Here is a 20,227-nt window from a genome sequence, read left to right as displayed (position 1 = left end):
GGCGCTTTTAATTCCGGTCCGGCGGGCTGGTCAGCCCAGCAGCCACAGCATGAGAATCACGCACGCGAGGATGAGAATGGCGGGGTAGAACAGCCAGAGGAACAGCAGCAGGATGATCGGGACCGCATACAGCCATATGCTCCCGCCCGGCAGCCATGACTCAATATCCGGCAGCCTGGCGGCCCCGGTTCCCGCGCAGCCATCCCCGTCAGCCTCCGCGGGCGCGTCGCCGGTCGCCTCCGGACCGGGGCCGGCCGTATCCATGCCCATTTCGACAACAGAGGCTTCTTCCAATTATCTTCCCCCTTTCCATAATATTGCCGCCTGCTTTATGTTATTCGCCGCCTGCCGATAACGCCACCGGTTGCGAGCCTGTCGGCAAGTCCCCGTTAGGAGGGGTGTTTTCCCGCCGTGGCAGGATTTGCCGCTCCGGCATGGAATGTTGGAAGAGGACAAACGCAATAATAAGGGAGCGACCGACAAGCAGGAGGACAAGGCGATGAGAATATGCCCGAGCTGCGGCGCCGAACTGCCGGACGGCGCCAATTTCTGCGCCAATTGCGGCGCCCCCCAGGCAGCCCCGCAGGAGACGGCCCCGGCGCCGGTCGGGGAGCGCTGGGAGACGTGCGAAATCGTTGCGGCGGCGGCGGGGGAGAAGTGGAGCCCCCTCTTTCCCAGCGACTATATCCAGTTCAAGGCTCAGACCGGGGGGCCTGAGGGCGGGGACACCGTCCGCGAATCGGCCCAGGTAAAGGCCGGTTTGAGCGACTACTACCAGGCGAACAAGCAAAACAAGCGCCACGTCAAAGCGGTGGAGGAACTGACGGCCGCGCTTACCGCCGCCGGCTGGGAACGGTCCGGCAAGGGTCAGGCGTGGTTCAGCCTGCGGTTCCGCCGTCGCCTGGGCTGAGTATGGGCACAACGACAATCGTCGCCGTCGGCGATTCACTGACCTATGGCTACCCATACCCGCCCGAATACTCTTGGGTGAGGATCGCCGGCGAACGCCTCGGGGTACGGATAGTCAACAAAGGGATATGCGGCGAGACGACCGGGGATATGCGCCGGCGGTTCGCCGTCGACGTCGCCGCCCTCGGACCGGACTGCGCAATCGTCAGCGGCGGTTCCAACGACGCCTTTCTGGGCCTGGCGGCGGCCGAAGTTGCCGATAACATCGCCGCCATGGCGGCCGCGGCCCGAACGGCCGGCATCAAACCGATCATCGGCCTGCCGCCGCCGGTGGACTACCGGGAAGAAACCCTGCTGGCCGAATACCGTCGCTTCCTGAGAATCTTTGCGGCCGAAAACGCCCTGCCGGTGCTCGACTTCCACGCCGCCCTTGTCGATGCGGTTTCCGGCGGTCTGCGGAACGGCCTGCACACCGACGGCGTCCACCCCAACGAGGACGGTTACGCGCTCATGGCCGCCGCCGCCGTCGTCGCCCTCAAAAAAATCCTGTCACCCTGACGCCAAAACCCGGGCTTGCCCGGGTTCAGTTATTTATAATCGTTATTTTGTAGAAAGTTAGTTCATGCCAGCAGGGAATTTACAAAAATTGGCGAATAGAGGATGTGCGAATTGTAAAATTATGGAGAAAGTGTAGTGTTGGCTGTATGAAAGTTCAGATCCCGTACTGTGAGGACCGCCCCAGTACGCAGGCGGCTGCTCTGCGGGAGAGCGAGGAACGGTTCCGGCTGGTGTTCGAAAACGCCCCCATCGGCATGGTCATCGCCGACCTGAAAGGCCGTTTCATGAGGGTCAATCAGGCAATGGCCGACATCCTGGGCTATTCGGTCGACCAACTGGCGGCGATGGATTTCGCCAGCATCACCCACCCCGAAGATCTCACCAAAGACATGTTCATGGTGGGCGAACTGCTGCACGGCAAAAAACCGCGCTTTGTCATGGAAAAGCGTTACCAGCGCAGGGACGGCGAAATAATCAACGTCACCATCCACGTTTCCCTCGTCCGCGACGCCAGGCGGCGGCCGCGGTACTTCATCGCCCAGATCGTCGACATAACAGAACGCAAACGGTACGAGCAGACGATAAAGCACCTTGCCTACCACGACCCCCTCACCGGCCTGCCCAACAGAGTTATGCTGCGGGACAAGCTCGCCGTCGCCCTCGCCCAGGCACGGGTCAACAAAGACATGCTGGCTGTGATCTTCCTCGACCTCGACCGCTTCAAAATCATCAACGACACCCTCGGCCACTACATCGGCGACCAGGCCCTGCGGCTCATCGCCGAACGGCTGGTGGGCGCGGTGCGCGGCAGCGACATCGTCGCCCGGCTCGGCGGCGACGAATTCACCGTTCTCCTGCCCGGCATCGGCGACGAGCGCGACGTTTTCACCGTTCTGCGCAAACTGATGGAAGCCGTCCAGCAGCCGATGCGGCTCGAAGACCGCGAATTCTCCGTCAGCGCCAGCGTCGGCCTCGCCCTCTTCCCCCGCGACGGACAAGACAGCGAGGAACTGCTGCAGGTGGCGGATAAGGCGATGTATGGGTCCAAAAAACGCAAGGGAATTGAATCCTGATACAATGGGGGCCGTTGATAGCACCCCATTTGCGTTGCACCCGCAAGGGGTAGGCCGCAGTTCTAGGCACTAAAGCACCAAGAACTTGCGCTCTTGGCGTTGCGGGCGCTTGCTAGCGTACGTTCGAGCGCTGCGCGTTGAAAGAACGGCTCTAACAGCCGCAAATAAAAAAAGGGCGCTCATACGAGCGCCCTTTTTGGGCCTTTTACCGTCCTGCCCGGGACAATCTATGGCAGCCTTCCTTACAATGGGTAACCGGACGGAGCAACATCCAGACCATCGACGCAACCCCCTTTTCGTTAACCTATTATATACTATTTTAGAAACCGCTCAGGAATTCCTCCCGGATGGAAGGCAGAATGTTGCGAATTTTATCCGGAGCCTTGCCAGCGCGCGCCTGCCTACCTGCGCCCGGCTACTGTTTGACAAGAATCAGCAGCATCTTGAAATTCTCCGTGGCCTCCAGCCCGTGGGGGATATCGGCTGGCATCACCACCGTCTGTCCGGCGACGGCGGCGAGCTTCTCCCCGCCGATCGTGATCTCTGCCTGGCCGTCGATGATATAAACCATCGCGTCCCCTGGCGCCGAGTGAGTGCTTACCCCTTCATCCTTTGCAAATGCAAACAGCGTCATGCTCAGCGCCTCGTTCTGGACCAGCGTCAGGCTCACCACCCGTCCCGGCTGGTAATCCACCAGTCCCGCGAGATCGAGCGCCTTGCCGAAATCGATATTCTTGATAAACTTTCTGCTCATGATTATGGCCTCCTGGTAAAATATTCTCCTGCCATAATTATAATACCGTCTGCGCCGCCCGCGCTGTGACGAAGATCACAAGCCCCCCGACGCCTGCCGAGGCGGAGGGGGGCTAAATGCCGCCTAGTGCGGTCTGTCCTCCACCGACATAATCCCCTCGGTCCGCATCTCCAGGTCGTCAAGATCGATCTTCTCCTGCTGCTCCCACAGCATCCGGTGAACGAGATAATTCACCGTCCGCATATTGCCGCTTCTGAGCGACGGCGCCGCGCTATTCACGGTATAATTCAGCCCCGCCTCCTTGCCCATCGCCTGCGAATCGCTATGGTGGTTGGGATCTTGTTCCTCAAACATATTTCGGCCTCCTTCGCCTGCTTTTGGCTAGTGTAACCTGCGCCTGCACCGCTCATATCAGGAAAATAGTGGCATAAACGGAAGAGTGACTAATCAGTCAGTCGGTGCTATAATAGACATAACATGTGTCCATAATGGTACATGGGAAAGGATGAGCTTTAGATGAAGAAAAGCATGTTGAAACTTACGGCGGTATTCACCCTGCTGATGGTGGTGCTGCTCGCGGCCGGTTGCGGCGGCGGCGGGGGCGGAGCCCAGCGCATTACAGGCTTATCCGCCGACGGGGTTGTCAAAACCTTCTTCGAGGCCGCCAAAGGCGACCGCCTGAACGACGCCGCGCTCTATGTATCCCCGAGCACAGCCAACGACCCGCGGGTAGTCATCAAGTACCTCACCGGCAAATCCGGGCTGGCGGACCTCAAAAACGCCAACCTCCTGTCGCTGCGCAAAGCGGCCGAACAAGGCGATTACGCCGTCGTCGTAGCAACCCTGCAGACCGAGCAAAACTCCCTCAACATGGTCGTCCGACCGGTCGGCCTGGAAAAAATCAACGGCGAGTGGTACATCGTCGACCTCGACAAGATCTATCAGGACGCCAAATACAAGCTCCTGCAGCAACTGATCAGTAAGATATAACCATCAGACCCGTTCTAAAAGGGACACCCGCCAAAAGCTGCGGGTGTCCCTTTGCTGTCTTAATAATGTACAAGGGTTGGCTTCAGTCGGTGAAGCCCTTTTCCCGCATGGCCTCCGCGCGGACAAACTTGGCCATGCCGGTCAGCATTTTCACATAGCCCATCGACCGGTAAAAATTCTCCACTCCCGGCATGGCGAAAAAGATCATATCCATGCCTGGAACCCCTTCCTGGATTGTCGTCACGATCAGCTTGCCGATCCCTTTGCCCCGGTATTCGGGGCGCACGGCGACATCGTAAAGCGCCGCCTCGTAAGCTCCGTCCGAAATCGCCCGCCCGATGCCGATCATCTGATCGCCTTCGAACACGAACACCACCCGGTAGCTGTTCTCGAACGCCAGCCGTACCTGCTCCAGCGGACGCGAAGCCATCCTGGAGACGGTCATTATCTCATATACGACATCCCAATCGATCCCCTGGCAGTTTTCCTGAATCCGATACGCCATACAACACGCTCCTGACATAATTTTCTTTTCCAAATTATTGTACCACGCCGTTTTCAGAATACCAATAGGCGGACCGACCGTCTTTTCCTTGTCGCCGGCGTAAGGCCTGGCGCATATAATACTACATAACGAGAAGGGAGGTAGGAATATGACCGACAGCGAAGCGCTCCGCCGCCCCCCCGGCGAAGACCGTGAAGACCGTCATATGGTTCATGTCCATGTTTTCAATACATTGACGCTGGTTGCCAACGACCATCAGCACATCGTCCAGGGCGTCACCGGGCCGGCCAGATGCGCAGGTACATCCCACATCCACCGCATGCGGGTCAGAACCTCGTTCTACGACGGCCACTGGCACTGGTTCGACGTCATGACCGGACCGGCCGTCGAAACGATGGACGGCGGACATGTGCACCCCTACGAAGGCGAGACGAGCTACGACGACGGCCACAGCCACGATGTCGCCGACACTACCGCTCAGGCTCCCAGCCTGCTGGAGGAAGAAGAAGATCTCGACGAGATGCCGGTAGTAGCGGCAAACACCAACAAGAAAAACAAGGGCAACAAACGCTGACCCAAACGCCAGGCGGCCGGGGTGGCAAAATAAGCAGCCGCCGCATATCATAACCCGTAACCACGGGGCAAAGACGCCTACCGGGCCGCTCGTCGGCGCTGGTAGGCGCCGTTCGTTTCCCCGGCTGATAAGGAGAGGGTAAAGATGTGCGGTATCACCGGATGGGTCGACTGGGACAGGGATCTCACCCGCGAAGGGGCCGTCATGGCCGCCATGACCGCAACCCTGGCCCGGCGCGGACCGGACGCTCAGGGCTTCTACGCGTCGCGGCACGCCGCCCTGGGGCACCGGCGGCTCAGCGTCGTCGACCCGGCGGGCGGCAAGCAGCCCATGCTCCGCCGCCGCGGCGGGCAAGAATACGTCATAACCTACAACGGCGAGCTATACAACACCGCCGACCTGCGCTGGGACCTCATGGCCCGCGGCCATGCCTTCACCACCACCTCCGACACCGAAGTGCTCCTCAAAGCCTACATCGAATGGGGGGCCGGCTGCGCCTCCAGGCTCAACGGCATCTTCGCCTTCGGCATCTGGGACGTCGCCCGCCAGCGCCTCTTTCTCGCCCGCGACCGCCTGGGCGTAAAGCCGCTCTTCTACGCCCGCAGCGGCAACGGCCTGCTGTTCGCCTCCGAGCTCAAAGCCCTGCTCGCCCACCCTGACATCGCGCCGGAAATCGACCGCGAGGGCCTGGCGGAAATCCTCATGCTCGGCCCGGCGCGTACCCCCGGACACGGCATCTTCCGCGGCATCGCCGAGCTCGAGCCCGGCTGCGCGGCCGTGTTCGAGCGGCGGGGACTGGCGAAAACCCGCTACTGGTCGCTTGCCAGTCAGCCGCACGAGCAGGATTTCCCCACCACCGTCGCCATGGTGAAAGCGCTCTTCCTTGATGCCGTAAAACGCCAGCTTGTCTCCGACGTTCCCCTGTGCACACTGCTATCAGGCGGCCTTGATTCCAGCGCCATCACCGCCGTCGCCGCCGCGGCCTACCGCGAGGAAGGCCGCAGTCTCGACACCTTCTCCGTCGAATACATCGACAACGACCGCTTCTTCGCCGCGCACTCCTTCCAGCCCAACCGCGACGCCCCCTGGGTGCAGCGGGTCGCCGAGCACTTCGCCACCCGTCACCGCGAAATCCTCCTCGACACCCCCGAGCTCGCCGACGCCCTCGCTGAAGCCGCCCGCGCCCGCGATCTCCCCGGAATGGCCGACATCGACACCTCCCTGTACCTCTTCAGCCGCGAGGTCAAAAAAGAAGCGACCGTCGGCCTGTCGGGCGAATGCGCCGACGAAATATTCGGCGGTTACCCCTGGTTCTATCGCCCGGAAATGCTCGCCGCCGACAACTTCCCCTGGTCGCCCCGGCCCGAACAGCGCCTCGAACTGCTGGCCCCCGTGCTCAGAGACGACGCCCTCCTGCGCGACTACCCCCGCCAGCGCTACGGCGAGGCGCTGGCCGCCGTCCCCAGGCTGGCCGGCGAAACGGCGGAGGACGCCCGCATGCGGGAAATATTCCATCTCAGCCTCTTCCGCTGGATGCCCACCCTCCTCGACCGCAAAGACCGCATGAGCATGGCCTTTGGACTCGAACTCCGGGTGCCCTTCTGCGACCACCGGCTGGTCGAATACGCCTGGAACATCCCCTGGGCGATGAAGAACTACCAGAACCGCGAGAAAGGGCTGCTCCGCCACGCCCTCGACGGCGTGTTGCCTGACGACGTTTTGTGGCGCCGCAAGAGCCCCTACCCGAAAACCCACAACCCCTCGTTCGTTGCCGCCGTCAAAGACCGCCTCCTCGCCGTCCTCGCCGACCCCGCCTCGCCCCTGCTGCCGCTTATCGACATCGCCTCGGTCCGCGCCTTCGCACAGTCGGCCGCCGCCGGTTCGCCCCACCCGTGGTTCGGCCAACTCATGGGCGGGCCGCAGCTCATGGCCTACCTCCTCCAGATCGACACCTGGCTGCGCGACAACAACATCCGCATCGTCCTCTGACCGGGCCGCCGTCCGGGTCGCCAGGCGGCGGCCCGGACGTTGACAGGTCCGGTGGCGGCTGGTATCATAAACACATAAATATTACCGCCGCATCCTGACAGCATATGACCCGCCCCGCCATCCCCGGTTTCGACCGGCAGGGCCGGCGGGCCGCAGCCCGGTTCTCCGCGAGCACTCGAGGCAAGGCTGAGGCCAAGCCTTTTTTTGTGGAATAAATGAAGTGCGCGGTGCGCGAAATTTCCCGGGAAATGTCGTTCGTGCGCGAACATGGACGAGCCTTGCCGCAGGAAGGGAAAAGAGGAAAAGAAATGGATCCGAAAATTCAGCAGATCGCCGAAACCTTGGACCGCCTGATCAGCCTGGACGTCCCGGCGCGGGGCATCATCGCCAAACTCTACGGCGCCGCCCGCGAGAAGACCGGCAAGCCCCTCACCATGGCGGCCACCGACCTCCTCCTCCAGCGCGTACAGCCGGGCGACACCGTCGTCATCGCCACCGGCTGGGTCGACCAGCCTGTCGTTGCCCCCGACTGCGGCGAATCGGACGGACCGCCAGGAGCGGTCGCCCTCGCCCGCGCCCTGCGGCTGGCCGTCAAGGCCGCCCCTGTCATCGTCACCGACGCCTGCCTGGTGGAGGGCGTCAAAATCGTCGCCCGCGCCGCCGGCTTCCATTGCGTCGCCCCTGAAGAGATCGGCCACTCAGTCGCCAGGGACAAGCTGCTCACCATCGCCGTACTGCCTTTCCCCGTCGCCGCCGGCGAGGCTGAGTCGGCCGCCGAGCGGCTGCTCGACGACCTCAGACCCGCCGCCTGCATCGCCATCGAGCGCGGCGGCATGAACGCCGCCGGCGTCGTCCACAACATGAACGGCGAAGACACCGGCGCCGGCATGGCCAAACTGGACTACCTCTTCCGCGCCGCCGGCCGGCGGGGCATCGCCACCATCGGCATCGGCGACGGCGGCAACGAGATCGGCATGGCCAACATCGCCGCCGCCGTAAGGGTCCAGGTGCCTTACGGCGCCAAGTGCCAGTGCCCCTGCGGCGGCGGCATAGCGCCCGCAACAGCGGTCGACGTCCTCGTCGCCGCCGCCATCTCCAACTGGGGCGGCTACGCTCTCGCCGCCCTCCTCGGCCTGCGTACCGGTGTGCCCGCCGCCGGCCCTGATGCCGTGCGCGAGAAAAAGGTGCTTGAGGCAACCGCCGCCGCCGGCTTCCACGACCCCATCGGCGGCGGGGTATACCCCGGCGCGGACGGCTGCGGCGTTCACGCCCACCTTGCCTTCGTCACCCTTCTTAGGGAAACCGTCCTCCACGGAGAAGCCCGACTGTGAACAAATCCGCGAATCGAGGTGGATGAAATGGATTTCGCGTCAATGACCCCTGCCGCCCTCCGTCAGCTCATGCGCAAGGGCGAGCTCGCCCGGCCGACCGCCGGCATGGCCAAGGGGCACGTACAGGCCAACCTGGCCATCGTCCCCAAAGACCTCGCCTACGATTTCCTGCTGTTTGCCCAGCGCAACCCCAAACCCTGTCCCGTCCTCGACGTCACCGACCCCGGCTCGCCCGAGCCCAAGCTCATGGCCCCCGGCGCCGACCTGCGCTACGACGCGCCCAAATACCGCATCTACAAAGCCGGCGTCATGGTCGACGAAGTCGTAAATCTAGAGAAGTACTGGCGCGACGACCTCGTCGCCTTCCTGCTCGGCTGCAGCTTCACCTTCGAAACCGCCCTCCTCGCCGCCAATGTCCCCGTCCGCCACATCGAAGCCTGCTGCAACGTCCCCATGTACATCACCGGCATCCCCTGCCGCCCGGCCGGCAAATTCCACGGCAACATGGTCGTAAGCATGCGGCCGGTACCCCACGACAAAGTCGTCAAAGCCGTCCAGGTCACCTCGCGCTTCCCCGCCGTCCACGGCGCCCCCATCCACATCGGCGATCCCGCCGTCATCGGCATCCGCGACCTTGGTCGTCCCGACTTCGGCGACAGCGTCGAAATCCGCGACGGCGAAGTGCCCGTATTCTGGGCCTGCGGCGTCACCCCCCAGGCGGTGGCCATGACCGCCAAGCCTGAAATCATGATCACCCACGCCCCCGGCCACATGTTTCTGTGCGACCCCCGCGACGAAGACCTCGCCGCCTTTTAATCGCTTTATCGCCGCCAAAAACAAAAGCCTTCGCGTCACGCGAAGGCTTTTCCCGTCCTCCGAAGCAGGGGCCCGTTCTGCGGCCGCCGATTGCCAAGAGCGGCCCGAACGGTTATAATAATGGACATATATCTTAAATATTTAGATAAATGTGGGGGGAATGAATACTTGACAAAGGCGCTGGCCGGACTCAAACTGCTCGACGTATCGCGGGTTCTGACCGGACCTTACAGCACAATGGTGCTGGCTGACCTGGGAGCCGACGTCATAAAAGTCGAGGTTCCCGGCAAAGGAGACGACTCCAGGCTATTCGGGCCGTTCGCCAACGGCGAAAGCGGCTACTACATGACCCTGAACCGCAACAAGCGCGGCATCACCCTCGACCTCCGCCGGCCGGAAGGGCAGGCGGTCCTCAAAGACCTCGCCCAGTGGGCCGACGTCCTCCTCGAGAACTTCGCCAAGGGAACCATGGCCGGCTGGGGTCTGGGCTACGAAGACCTCGCCGCCGTCAATCCGCGCCTCATATACGCCTCCATTACCGGCTTCGGCCAATACGGCCCCTACTCCGAACGCTTCGCCTTCGACGCCATCGCCCAGGCCACCGGCGGCCTCATGAGCATCACCGGCCCCAAAGGCGGCGCGCCCACCCGCGTCGGCACCGCCCTCGGCGACATCAACGCCGGCAACTTCGCCACCATCGGCATCCTTGCCGCCCTCTACCAGCGCGAACGCACCGGCCGCGGCCAGCGGATCGACATCTCCATGCAGGACTGCATCGCCGCCATCCTCGAAAACGCCATCGTCCGCAACACCATCGGCGGCGTGGTGCCCACCCGCAACGGCAGCGCCCACGCCACCGTCGCGCCCTACGACGTCTTCCCGGCCAGCGACGGCTACGCCTTCATCGCCTGCGCCAACGAAGCCACCTGGCAGCGGCTCTGCAAAGCCATGGGGCGGGAAGACCTCATCACCGACGAACGGTTCGCCGTCAACGCCAAACGCGTCGAGAACATCGACACCCTAACCGATATCATCAACAAATGGTCGCGCCAATTCACCGTCGAAAAACTGCTCGCCGTCCTCGGGGGCAACAACGTGCCCGGCTCGCCGGTCTTTTCCATCGACCAGGTAGTGAACGACCCGCACATCAGGGCGCGCAACATGATGGTTGCCGTCGACCACCCGGTGGCCGGCACGATCACCATCCCCGGCAACCCCGTCAAAATGTCGGCCTCGGCCGACACCATCGAGCGGCCGGCGCCCGTCCTCGGCCAGCACACCGACGAAGTCCTTGCCGAGCTCGGCTACTCCGCCGACAAAATCGCCGCCCTCAAAGCGGCCAAAATCGTCTAACACTACAAACCGGCCGCGCCGGAAAGGAAGACCACAAGTGAACCTGCTCGCAGGCTCCGGCAAATCGGAGCACTTTCGCGCCCTCATCCTGCTCGTCATCACCGCCGTCCTCTGGAGCAGCGGCGGCCTCCTCATCAAATCGGTCGACTGGCACCCGCTGGCCATCTCCGGCGCGCGCAGCCTCATCGCCGCCATCGTCATCCGCCTGGCCTTCCGCGGCCAGCCGCTCAACATCAGCAAAGTGCAGGTCCTGGGCGCTTTAGGCTACGTAGCCACCGTCATGATGTTCGTCAGCGCCACCAAGCTCACCACCGCCGCCAACGCCATTGTCCTCCAGTACACCGCCCCCATCTGGGTGGCCCTCTTCGGCGCCTGGTTCCTCAAGGAGAAAACCACCGCCCTCGACTGGCTCACCATCGGCCTCGTCTTCGGCGGCATGATCCTCTTCTTCCAGGACCAGATGGAGGCCGGCCACCTGCTCGGCAACCTGCTGGCCGTCGCCAGCGGCATGAGCATGACCGTCATGGCCCTGGCGATGCGCAAACAAAAAGACGGCTCCCCCTTCGGCTCCGTCCTGCTCGGCAACATCCTCGCCTTCGTCGGCGGCATCCCCTTCATGCTCGATGGCGGTCCCAGCCTTGCCGGCTGGGGGGCCATCGTCCTCCTCGGCTGCTTCCAGCTCGGCCTCTCCTACGTCCTCTACTCCGTCGCCATCAAGCACGTCACCGCGTTAGAGGCCACCATCATCACCATGATCGAGCCCATCTTAAACCCCATCTGGGTCTTCCTCCTCCTCGGCGAAATGCCAGGCCCGTGGTCGCTCGCCGGCGGCGCGATTATATTGGCGGCCATAGTCGCCCGCTACGCCATCCCCGCCCTTAAGTCTTCTGCCAGCGTACAGGGGGACCGTTGATAAGGCCCCATCTGCGGCGTTGCTCCTCGGCTGCCATCCTCAGCGTACGTTCGTGTACGCGCGATGCTGTTATACCAATCCTGTGCAAACAACGTATCTAAACAATGTCGCGGAGGAAACGGTGGTGTCAGCCTGCGGTGCGTCTTGCATCTGGGACCTTCTGAACGGTCCCGGCGATTCGAAGATACGGCACACAAAAAACCTCCCGGACAAAAGTCCGGGAGGTTTTTTCATTTCTCCGTCAGCTTGGCGGGGAATTCGACAGCGGAAAGTGACAAATAATTCCAATATATGGTATAATATGCCGTAAGAGGACTTACCGCATACGAATTGGGAGGGGATAGCCGATGAAAAGGTTACTATGCGGCCTGATGGCGGTACTGCTGATGGGGGCGACATGCCCGTCCGCGCGCGGAGAAAGCTCCCGCTACAATTACAACGACGCCCGCACGTTCACTGTCCGGCTGCCGCAGGGGGAACGGACAGGCCTGATCGAGATCGCCACCGGCAGATGGCTTATTCCGCCGCGGTTCGAAGCGATTAAGATGGAGCCCAACGATGCTGCGGAGCTGGAGAAAAACGATTCATACCTGGCCGTTAAGCTCGACGGTAAATGGGGATTTGCGGATCGGGCGGGGCAGGTTGTTATTCAGCCCCGCTACGAAAATGCCTACAACTTCAGCGATAATCTTTACCGGGTAGTGTTAAACGGCAAGATTGGCATAATCGACCAGACGGGAACGATGGTGACCGAGCCTCGTTTTGTTGAGATCGACCGCATGGTCGAAGGTATGGCCGTCGTCGAAGAGAACGGCAAGTTCGGCTTCGTGAGCGCCGGCGGGCGGGTGGCCGTCGAGCCGCAGTTCGACGGGGAGCGGTCCTTCAGCGAAGGCCTGGCGCTGGTGAGAGTGGGTGATAAAAAAGGCTTTATCGACACGCTCGGCAATTTTGTTATTCCGCCGCAGTTCGATCTGGAGTCGAACCGTTCTTTCTCCGAGGGACTGGCGGCGGTGATGGTGGACGGCAAGTGGGGCTTCGTCGACCGTACCGGCCGAATGGTCATTGAGCCGCAATATAAGAACGCTCTGCGCTTTTGGGGAGGGCTGGCGGCGGTCTGGACCGCGGATGGGTTGGTAGGGTTCATTGATAATACGGGGCGGATGGTTGTGGAGCCGCAGTTCGTTTCGGCCGGGTACCCTGATATCAAGGGCGAGCCGTTTCTAGTCATCTGGCGCTTTTTTAAGGACGGCAAGGGCGAGTATGGGTACCTTGACAGCACCGGCCGCCTGCTTGACACGCCCAGGTTTGATAATGGCGTTAATTTCGCCGAAGGGATGGCCTGGGTATCGACAGCCGGAAAGCAAGGATTTATCAATACCAAGGGTGAGCTGGCGATCACGCCGCGGTTCTCTTACGCTGCCCATTGGTTTGAAAACGGCATAGTGCGGGCGGAAGACGGCGACAGGAAAGGGTTCATCGATAAGAGCGGGCGGTGGGTGGCGTCCGGGGTGGGCGTTTATTATCCGCGGCTAAATATCGTCAGGTCGTTCGGCTATTACTGCGACGCCGAGGGGAAGCTGCTCGACCACTACGCCAACCATATGAAGGACGGCTACCACAACCTCAAGGTCGACCTCCCGGCCGAAGCCGCGCAAGCCTTCCGGGCGGCGATAAGGATAAACCCCGACGACGAGGCCGCCCTGTACGGCCTGAAGCTGGCCGGCGAATAAATCCTCAGGCAGTGTACAGGGGGACCGTTGATAAGGCCCCATCTGCGGCGTTGCTCCTCAAAGCGCTTGCTTGCGTACGTCCGAGTACGCGGCGCGGCGCGCTTTTCCGGTGCGCCTTGCATCTGGGACCTTCTAAACGGTCCCGGCAATTCGGAGATACGGCACACACAAAACCTCCCGGACTTTTGTCCGGGAGGTTTTTTCATTTCTCCGCCAGTTTCGCCGCGAAATCGGCCGGGGCGGGCAGCTGTTCCACCGCCCACCAGGGCGAGTGGGCCGCCAGCTCGGCCGCCGTGTACGTGCCGGTGGCCACCGCCACCGTACGGGCGCCAATCGCCTTGCCGCAGCTGATATCGTTCGGCGTGTCGCCGATCACGAATATATCCTCAGGCGGCACCGCCGGGTAGCGCTGCCGCGCGCTCGCCAGCGCCCGGGCGGCGATGTCCGAGCGGCTCAGGCAGTCGTCGCCGAACGCGCTCGCCGCAAAATCGAAATAATGGGCGATGGCGTAGCTTGTCAGTTTGGCGCGGGCGCCGGCCGACGTGTTGCCGGTCAGCAGCAGCGACACATAGCCCGGTTCGCCGGCGAGATACTCCAGTATGTCGGCCACCGGCGGGATGACGAACCCCCGGCGGGCCTCAAGATGCTCGGGCAGCAACGCTATATACCGCTCCACCAGCGCCTCGGTCTCCCCCGGCCGGGGCTCCCGCCCGCTCGCCAGGGCGATGATCTGGGCGGCGATATGGCAGTCGGTCATGCCGGCCGTTTTAACTGTGTTGAAATCGGGGCTGGCGGCGTAAAGGTCCTCGGTCGCCTGCCGGAAAGCGAACAGGCCGGCCTTGGCCGTGCGGAGGAGGGTGCCGTCGATATCCCAGAACAGTACTTTCAGCGTCTTCAGCTCCTTAAAAGTGATAAGCACCTCTATTATACCAGGCCGCCCGCCCGCGGGCAAAGTCAAGCCATGAGAAAACCGGCCCATTCCATGGGGCCGGCCGAGGCTGTAGAGCTTGCGAGCAGCCTTGCTAAAACTTCGACGGTATTGTTAGCTTTGCCGTCAGCACCCCTTCGCGCGGGGAAGCCTCCCACCAATCGGGGAGCAACTGTTCTTCAACCGGGTCGAAAATGCCGTTTTGACCGATCGCGAACCGCGCCTCCAATTGCCGGAATGCCTCAACGCCGCTGGCCGCCTCGACGATATCGAACGCCGCCTGGCGGGTAAGCCGCAGGCAGTAATAGCACGCAGGGTTCTCGCCGCGGTCGAACATCCCCCGTACGTACACGACATCGAGCGGCGGCAGGTAAGTATACAGCAATAGCGCCAGGGTAACCGCCGTGCCGGCCAGCGCCTCGCTGTACTGCAGGTTGATCGCCGTAGCGGTTTTTTCCTCGTAGTCGATGACGCCGGCCTGCGACAGGCTCACGATATTGGGCGGGATGACATTGTGCCCGGGAAGGTAGAGGGTGAGAAGCGGCTCCATATCGTAGAAGTCGACGGTGCAGCGCAGATAAAAGGGCAGCTTGTAGCTCTGCAGCACCTCCTCGATCCGTTCGAAGACCGCGGCCGGGTCGGCGTTCAGCAGGCGTTCGACCCGTTCTATCCGTTGATTCTCCGCCGCCTCGAATGTCTGGCGCTCCTCCTCGATTTTTTCCCTCAGCTCCTTCAGGCGGAGCTCGATATCGGCGCGGGCCGTCGTCAGGGCGCGGTCGACTTCCCGTCGCCGGTTCTGCAGCTCCCGGTTAAGAGCAAGGGTGCAGGCCGCCAGGCCGATGACGCCGATGATCGGCACGAAAGAATCCATAAATGCCAGGCTGAGGATGACGAAGAACAAGCCACCGAGCAATAGGCTGGCGATCGCCGCCAGATACTTGTTCGTCACCTTCAGACGCGTCTCGATAAGGATATAGCTGAAATCGGGGATGGCCGGCTCGACCCACTCCTTGCGGGTCAAAGCCGGGACATAATCGACCGGCCGCAGCGTGAAGCGGCTCAGGTTGGCCAGCGCCTCCTCGACCTCTTTGCTCTGTCTGTATTCCCGCGCATAGCGCTTCATTCTTTCCTGTTCCACGCCGTCGCGGATATCGGCCTGCACGCGGACGACGCTGTCGTTGCCCCGCTGCCCGCGGCCGGATTGTCGCGTACTCATCTTCTTCTTGCCTCCAAGGCCAGGATAATTTGGCAAGACATACTTCTATGAGATAGTTCGTCGGATTATGTCGTTTACCTTTTTTGCTGCGGATAGGAAATTAGTCCCGGTCAGGCCGCAAGGAAAAGGCCTCAGGGCGGGGAATATATATAGGTGCTCGCAATCGTCACAGAAAGAGGTGGGCAATGGACAAAGCCAAAGCCGTCCTTATCGGCGCGGTTGGCGGGGCGGTGGGCGGCCTGCTCGGCATCGGCGGCGCCATCATCCTCGTCCCGTGCATGATCTACTTCCTCGGCGTATCCCAGCACTCCGCCCACGCCACGTCGCTGGCGATCGTCATCCCCGGCGCTGTCATGAGCGCCTTTGTCTACAACTCCTTCGGCCAGCTCGACGTCGCCCTCGCCGCCCTGTTCGCCGCTGGCGGCATGGCCGGCGCCTACCTCGGCTCGGCGCTGCTGCCCAGAGTGCGGCCGGCGGTGCTCAAGCGCATCTTCGCCGTGCTGGCCCTCGCCATGTCGGTCAGGATGGGGTGGGGACTATGATAATCCTCGCCATCCTCACCGGCGTCGTAACCGGCATTCTGAGCGGGCTCCTCGGCATCGGCGGCGGGGCCATCTTCGTCGCCTCGGCGGTATTCTTCCTCGGCGTACCCCAGCACGCCGCCCAGGCGGCCGCCATCGCCGCCATGATCCCCACCGCCGTCGTCGGCGTCGTCAAGCACCACCGCAACCGCCTCATCGACTACCGCTACGTCCCGTATCTGGCTGTAGGCATCATCCTCGGCGGCATGGCCGGGGCCTATGCGGCCAACATCACCGCCGACATCGTGCTGCGCAGACTGTTCAGCGCCTTCTTCGCCTTTATGAGCATCCAGATGTTCTGGTCATCCTTCAGGCAGGCAAAGAAAGAGCCAGATAAACAGCAGGACAACAAAAAAACTAAGGGGGATAATTCATGATTCCGGTACTTTCTTTCGTCGGCAAAGCCGATTCCGGCAAAACCACCTATCTCGAGAAACTCATCGCCGAAATGAAACGGCGCGGTCACAAACTGGCCATCATCAAGCATGACGTCCACGGCTTCGAGATGGACCATCCCGGCAAGGACACCTGGCGGCACGCCCAGGCGGGCGCCGATGTCGTCTGCATCTCCTCGCCGGCCAAAATGGCCATCATCGCCAAAGTGGCGGAAGAACTGCCGCTCAGAGAAGTGGTGAAGCGCGTCCACGACGTCGACATCATCTTCACCGAAGGCTACAAGCGCGAAGGCCGCACCCGCATAGAGATATTCCGTCCCCCGGTCAACGACGCGCCGCTCTGCCCTCAGGACGAGCTAGTCGCGATCGTCACCGACGCCGTCGTCTACCCCGGCCTGCCCAGATTCGGACTCAACGACCCTGTCGCCATGGCCGATTTTATCGAAGAGCGCTTCCTCCGGAAAGGGTAGCGGCATGAAAAGACACGAATGGATACCCAGCCGGGGCAAGAGGCTGTCGGCAATGATCCATGAACCGGAGGCGGCGGCCGGCGCCCCGGTGGTCATCTGCTGCCACGGATTCACCGGCGACAAGGTCGGCGCCAACCAGCTCATGCGCGACCTCGCCCAGATTCTCGAAGCCGCCGGCCTCTGCGCCGTCCGCTTCGACTTTGCCGGCTCCGGCGACAGCGAAGGCGCCTTCGCCGCCGACACCACCGTCGCCGGCTGGCAGGACGACCTGCGCAGCGTCGCCGCCTGGGTCGCAAGCCGTCTCCCCAATCGGCCGGTATACCTCCTCGGGCACAGCCTCGGCGGCCTCGTGGCCCTCACCGCCGACGAGCGGGGACTGACCGGGCGGATAGCCGTCGCCCCCGTCGTCCACCCCGTGGAAAACTTCCGCGACACCATCCTCGGCCCCGAGCTATGGGCCAAAGCCGCCCGCGGCGAAAGGATCGCCAACTTCTACGGCAAAGGCTTCGCTCTCGACAGCGACTTCGTCGCCGACCTCACCGCCGGCGGCTACGACCCGCTCGCCGCCGCAGCGGCCTTCACCGTCCCCCTCCTCATCGTCCACGGCGCCGCCGACGCCGCCGTCCCGCTTGCCGGCTCCGAGGAACTGTACGCCGCCTGCGCGGCCCCGAAAGAATTCGCCCTCCTCGCCGCCGCCGATCACGTCTTCGCCGGCCGCCACGAAGAGCTGGGCGCGGCCATCGTCAAATGGCTCCAGCAGCAAACAAAGAAATGAAAAAGCGCCGGCATATGCCGGCGCTTTTTTCATTTACCGCCCTTAGCAGGGAACGGCGTATCGCTGTACAGATTCACCACCTGGCCGTTTACCGTCACCGGCAGATAAGCCCGCTGCCGCTGGCTGTCGATCCGGTAGCCGTCCGCCACCCCCGGCAGCATAGCCGGCGGCGCCGGCAAGGGAGAGGGTGGTGCGCCGAACAGGATGGCGCCGTCGATCGCCCGCAGATCCGACCTCGCCTTGTAAAGGGCGGCGTTTTCGGCGGCGGTCTCGACGGCGGGAACATACAGGCTTGCCAGCGTGGCGAGGATGGCGAGCACCACGACCAGCTCCACAATAGTGAAGCCCTGTTCGCGGTCGCTGACGCGATAATTTGCCACAGAACCACCTCCTACGGTGTCTGGGCCTATTATGTCCCCAGCCGCAGCTTTTAAGCCATTTTCTTCCACGTTTTCGCAGCAGGATACCCCCACCCGGTCATGATCACCATAAAGAAAAGGAAAAACGGCGGCCGCGGTAAATACTACCTAAATAACAACTTGCAGGAGGTCTGTCATGTACAGCGGCATCGCCGCGTCGGAAGGCGTGGCCATCGGCAAGGCCCTGGTGCTCAAAAAACTGGACGCCCCGCCGCCGGAGCACCTGCCGGCGGAGTTGATCGAGGCCGAAATAGTCCGCTTCGCCGCCGCCGTCGCTGCGGCCCGCGACGAGCTCACCGCCCTCGCCGCCGACGTAACCGCAAAGGTGGGGGCTGACGAAGGCGCCATCTTCGAAGCCCATGCCCTCCTGTTGGCAGACGACGAACTCAGGCTTGGCGTCGAGGAAAAAATTCGCGCCGGCAAAACGGCGGTCTGGTCGCTGCAAGCCACCCTCGCCGCCTACCGGGAGCTGTTCGCCGGCCTCGACGACCCGTATCTGCGCGAACGGGCCGGCGACCTCGACGACCTCGCCCGCCGCCTTACCGCCTGCCTTGCCGGCGGCGCACCGGCCGCGGCCGAAGCCGGGGAACCGGTCGTCGTCGTCGCCCATGAGCTCACCCCCTCCGAGACGGCCCGGCTTGATCCCGCCGCCACCCTGGGATTCGTCACCGCCACTGGCGGCAAGACCTCCCACACCGCCATCATGGCCCGGTCCATGGGCATCCCCGCCGTTCTGGGCGTCGCCGGCATCGCAGAGACCGTCCGCGACGGCGACCTCATAATCCTCGACGGCGGCCGCGGCCTCGTGGCCGTCAACCCCGATCCCGCCACCCTGGACGCCTACACCGCACGCGCCGCCGCCCGGACAAGCCCCGCCGACGACGGACCGGCCGTCACCCGCGACGGCTGCCGGCTCGCGCTGTGGGCCAACATCGGCCGCCCGGCCGACGTCGCCCAGGCGCTGCGCTTTGGCGCCGAAGGCATCGGCCTCTTCCGCAGCGAATTCCTCTTCATGGACCGGGCCGCCCTGCCCGACGAACAAGAACAATACGCCGCCTACCGCCAGGTCGCCGAAGCCGTGGGCGGCCGACCGGTAATCATCCGCACCCTCGACATCGGCGGCGACAAACCCCTGCCCGCCCTTGGGCAGCCCGGCGAAGCCAACCCCTTCCTCGGCCTGCGCGCCATCCGCCTGTGCTTCGCCCATCCAGCCCTCTTCCGCACCCAGCTCAGAGCCATCCTCCGCGCCTCCGCCCACGGCGACGTGCGGCTCATGTACCCCATGATCGCCGCCGTCGGCGAAATCACCCGCGCCAACGCCCTGCTCGCCGAATGCAAGGCCGAACTAGCCGCGGGCGGCCTTGCCCACAACTCCGCCCTGCCTGTCGGCATCATGGTCGAAGTACCCGCCGTCGCCGCCGCCGCCGACATCTTCGCCCGCCACAGCGACTTCTTCAGCCTCGGCACCAACGACCTCACCCAATACGCACTGGCAGTTGATCGCATGAACGAAACCCTCGGCCACCTCTACCAGCCCCTCGATCCCGGAGTGCTGCGGCTTATCAGCACGGTCGCTGCCGCCGCCCGGGCCGCCGGCAAGCCTGCCGGCATCTGCGGCGAGCTGGCCGCCGACCCTGTCGCCGCCGTCCTCCTCCTCGGCCTCGGCCTCGACGAGCTCAGCGCCTCTCCTGCATCGCTGCCCGCCGTCCGGCGGCTCGTCCGCGCCGTCACCCTGGCCGACGCTCGCCGCCTGGCCAACGAAGCCCTCGCCCTCGACAGCGCCGCCGCCGTACGCGAACGTGTCGAAGCCTATCTAAGGGAAATAAAATTTGCAATATAAAAAGAACCGGCCTAATGGACTGAACCCTATCCAATAGACACGAATAAAGAGGCCTATCGCAGGATTTCATGAAATTACGCAGACTGACGTCGTTGTTCAAGCGGCGTC

The 20,227-nt window shown here is 63.0% G+C and carries 23 protein-coding genes; 16 read left to right on the top strand and 7 right to left on the bottom strand.

The genetic code is table 11. The features are described 5' to 3' along the window. Window positions 1–30 precede the first annotated feature (30 nt). Window positions 31–294, bottom strand: coding sequence for a hypothetical protein (locus tag RIN56_17485; GenBank protein MDR7868594.1), 264 nt, complete (start codon window positions 292–294; stop codon window positions 31–33). A 145-nt stretch (window positions 295–439) separates the two neighbouring features. On the opposite strand from RIN56_17485, the gene RIN56_17480 reads away from it, so the two are divergent. From RIN56_17480 to RIN56_17470, 3 genes are all read left to right on the top strand, one after another. Further along, window positions 440–910: a zinc-ribbon domain-containing protein gene (locus tag RIN56_17480; protein ID MDR7868593.1), complete on the top strand. Its 471-nt coding sequence runs from the start codon at window positions 440–442 to the stop codon at window positions 908–910. 2 nt (window positions 911–912) lie between these two features. Next, on the top strand, window positions 913–1,467 hold the full coding sequence (locus RIN56_17475; protein ID MDR7868592.1) for a GDSL-type esterase/lipase family protein: 555 nt from the start codon (window positions 913–915) through the stop codon (window positions 1,465–1,467). Between the two features lie 146 nt (window positions 1,468–1,613). Further along, window positions 1,614–2,540, top strand: coding sequence for a diguanylate cyclase (locus RIN56_17470; protein MDR7868591.1), 927 nt, complete (start codon window positions 1,614–1,616; stop codon window positions 2,538–2,540). Window positions 2,541–2,955: 415 nt separating this feature from the next. Here RIN56_17470 and RIN56_17465 read toward each other — a convergent pair whose 3' ends face one another. Then, window positions 2,956–3,294 carry a cupin domain-containing protein gene (locus RIN56_17465; protein ID MDR7868590.1) on the bottom strand — a complete coding sequence of 113 codons (339 nt, stop codon included), beginning with the start codon at window positions 3,292–3,294 and terminating at the stop codon, window positions 2,956–2,958. Between the two features lie 123 nt (window positions 3,295–3,417). Continuing rightward, window positions 3,418–3,648 carry a hypothetical protein gene (locus RIN56_17460; protein MDR7868589.1) on the bottom strand — a complete coding sequence of 77 codons (231 nt, stop codon included), beginning with the start codon at window positions 3,646–3,648 and terminating at the stop codon, window positions 3,418–3,420. Window positions 3,649–3,810: 162 nt separating this feature from the next. On the opposite strand from RIN56_17460, the gene RIN56_17455 reads away from it, so the two are divergent. Then, a complete protein-coding gene (locus RIN56_17455) occupies window positions 3,811–4,284 on the top strand; it encodes a hypothetical protein (protein ID MDR7868588.1) in 474 nt (157 codons plus the stop codon). 82 nt (window positions 4,285–4,366) lie between these two features. Here RIN56_17455 and RIN56_17450 read toward each other — a convergent pair whose 3' ends face one another. After that, window positions 4,367–4,789, bottom strand: coding sequence for a GNAT family N-acetyltransferase (locus RIN56_17450; protein ID MDR7868587.1), 423 nt, complete (start codon window positions 4,787–4,789; stop codon window positions 4,367–4,369). Window positions 4,790–4,937: 148 nt separating this feature from the next. Here RIN56_17450 and RIN56_17445 point away from each other — a divergent pair, with 148 nt between their 5' ends. From RIN56_17445 to RIN56_17415, 7 genes are all read left to right on the top strand, one after another. Beyond that, window positions 4,938–5,363: a YmaF family protein gene (locus RIN56_17445; protein MDR7868586.1), complete on the top strand. Its 426-nt coding sequence runs from the start codon at window positions 4,938–4,940 to the stop codon at window positions 5,361–5,363. A gap of 144 nt (window positions 5,364–5,507) precedes the next feature. Continuing rightward, on the top strand, window positions 5,508–7,352 hold the full coding sequence (asnB, locus tag RIN56_17440; GenBank protein ID MDR7868585.1) for an asparagine synthase (glutamine-hydrolyzing): 1,845 nt from the start codon (window positions 5,508–5,510) through the stop codon (window positions 7,350–7,352). Window positions 7,353–7,660: 308 nt separating this feature from the next. Further along, entirely contained in the window at window positions 7,661–8,683 is a 1,023-nt protein-coding gene (locus RIN56_17435; GenBank protein MDR7868584.1) for a DUF4392 domain-containing protein, read from the top strand. A 27-nt stretch (window positions 8,684–8,710) separates the two neighbouring features. Then, window positions 8,711–9,499, top strand: a complete 789-nt coding sequence (locus RIN56_17430; protein MDR7868583.1) for a putative hydro-lyase — start codon at window positions 8,711–8,713, stop codon at window positions 9,497–9,499. Between the two features lie 168 nt (window positions 9,500–9,667). Next, window positions 9,668–10,852 (top strand): CaiB/BaiF CoA-transferase family protein, encoded by a 1,185-nt coding sequence (locus RIN56_17425; GenBank protein ID MDR7868582.1) that lies wholly within the window; start codon window positions 9,668–9,670, stop codon window positions 10,850–10,852. Between the two features lie 37 nt (window positions 10,853–10,889). Next, the gene (locus RIN56_17420; GenBank protein ID MDR7868581.1) at window positions 10,890–11,765 is read left to right on the top strand and encodes an EamA family transporter; all 876 of its coding nucleotides are present in this window, start codon (window positions 10,890–10,892) and stop codon (window positions 11,763–11,765) included. A gap of 347 nt (window positions 11,766–12,112) precedes the next feature. Next, window positions 12,113–13,495 (top strand): WG repeat-containing protein, encoded by a 1,383-nt coding sequence (locus RIN56_17415; protein MDR7868580.1) that lies wholly within the window; start codon window positions 12,113–12,115, stop codon window positions 13,493–13,495. Between the two features lie 202 nt (window positions 13,496–13,697). On the opposite strand, the gene RIN56_17410 is transcribed toward RIN56_17415, so the two are convergent. Together RIN56_17410 and RIN56_17405 are read right to left on the bottom strand one after the other, a co-directional pair. Beyond that, a complete protein-coding gene (locus RIN56_17410) occupies window positions 13,698–14,414 on the bottom strand; it encodes a haloacid dehalogenase-like hydrolase (protein MDR7868579.1) in 717 nt (238 codons plus the stop codon). A gap of 103 nt (window positions 14,415–14,517) precedes the next feature. Then, complete coding sequence (locus RIN56_17405) at window positions 14,518–15,639, bottom strand: hypothetical protein (protein ID MDR7868578.1); 1,122 nt, start codon at window positions 15,637–15,639, stop codon at window positions 14,518–14,520. A gap of 143 nt (window positions 15,640–15,782) precedes the next feature. Between RIN56_17405 and RIN56_17400 the strand changes: the two genes are divergently transcribed. The 4 genes from RIN56_17400 to RIN56_17385 are packed head-to-tail and all read left to right on the top strand — an operon-like array spanning window position 15,783 to window position 17,860. Continuing rightward, window positions 15,783–16,181 (top strand): sulfite exporter TauE/SafE family protein, encoded by a 399-nt coding sequence (locus tag RIN56_17400; protein MDR7868577.1) that lies wholly within the window; start codon window positions 15,783–15,785, stop codon window positions 16,179–16,181. Then, window positions 16,178–16,597 carry a sulfite exporter TauE/SafE family protein gene (locus RIN56_17395; protein ID MDR7868576.1) on the top strand — a complete coding sequence of 140 codons (420 nt, stop codon included), beginning with the start codon at window positions 16,178–16,180 and terminating at the stop codon, window positions 16,595–16,597. The genes RIN56_17400 and RIN56_17395 overlap by 4 nt, the downstream gene beginning before the upstream one ends. Continuing rightward, on the top strand, window positions 16,594–17,085 hold the full coding sequence (gene mobB, locus RIN56_17390; GenBank protein ID MDR7868575.1) for a molybdopterin-guanine dinucleotide biosynthesis protein B: 492 nt from the start codon (window positions 16,594–16,596) through the stop codon (window positions 17,083–17,085). Before RIN56_17395 ends, mobB begins: the two co-directional genes overlap by 4 nt. Before the next feature lie 4 nt (window positions 17,086–17,089). Next, complete coding sequence (locus tag RIN56_17385; protein MDR7868574.1) at window positions 17,090–17,860, top strand: alpha/beta fold hydrolase; 771 nt, start codon at window positions 17,090–17,092, stop codon at window positions 17,858–17,860. A gap of 29 nt (window positions 17,861–17,889) precedes the next feature. On the opposite strand, the gene RIN56_17380 is transcribed toward RIN56_17385, so the two are convergent. Beyond that, window positions 17,890–18,240, bottom strand: coding sequence for a prepilin-type N-terminal cleavage/methylation domain-containing protein (locus tag RIN56_17380; GenBank protein ID MDR7868573.1), 351 nt, complete (start codon window positions 18,238–18,240; stop codon window positions 17,890–17,892). A 175-nt stretch (window positions 18,241–18,415) separates the two neighbouring features. On the opposite strand from RIN56_17380, the gene ptsP reads away from it, so the two are divergent. Then, window positions 18,416–20,119: a phosphoenolpyruvate--protein phosphotransferase gene (gene ptsP / locus RIN56_17375; protein ID MDR7868572.1), complete on the top strand. Its 1,704-nt coding sequence runs from the start codon at window positions 18,416–18,418 to the stop codon at window positions 20,117–20,119. Window positions 20,120–20,227 lie beyond the last annotated feature (108 nt).

This window comes from Sporomusaceae bacterium (assembly GCA_031460455.1).
GTDB lineage: Bacteria > Bacillota > Negativicutes > Sporomusales > UBA7701 > Anaeroselena.
Note: the sequence above shows the minus strand (reverse complement) of the source record. Positions and strands in the feature narration are given on the sequence as shown.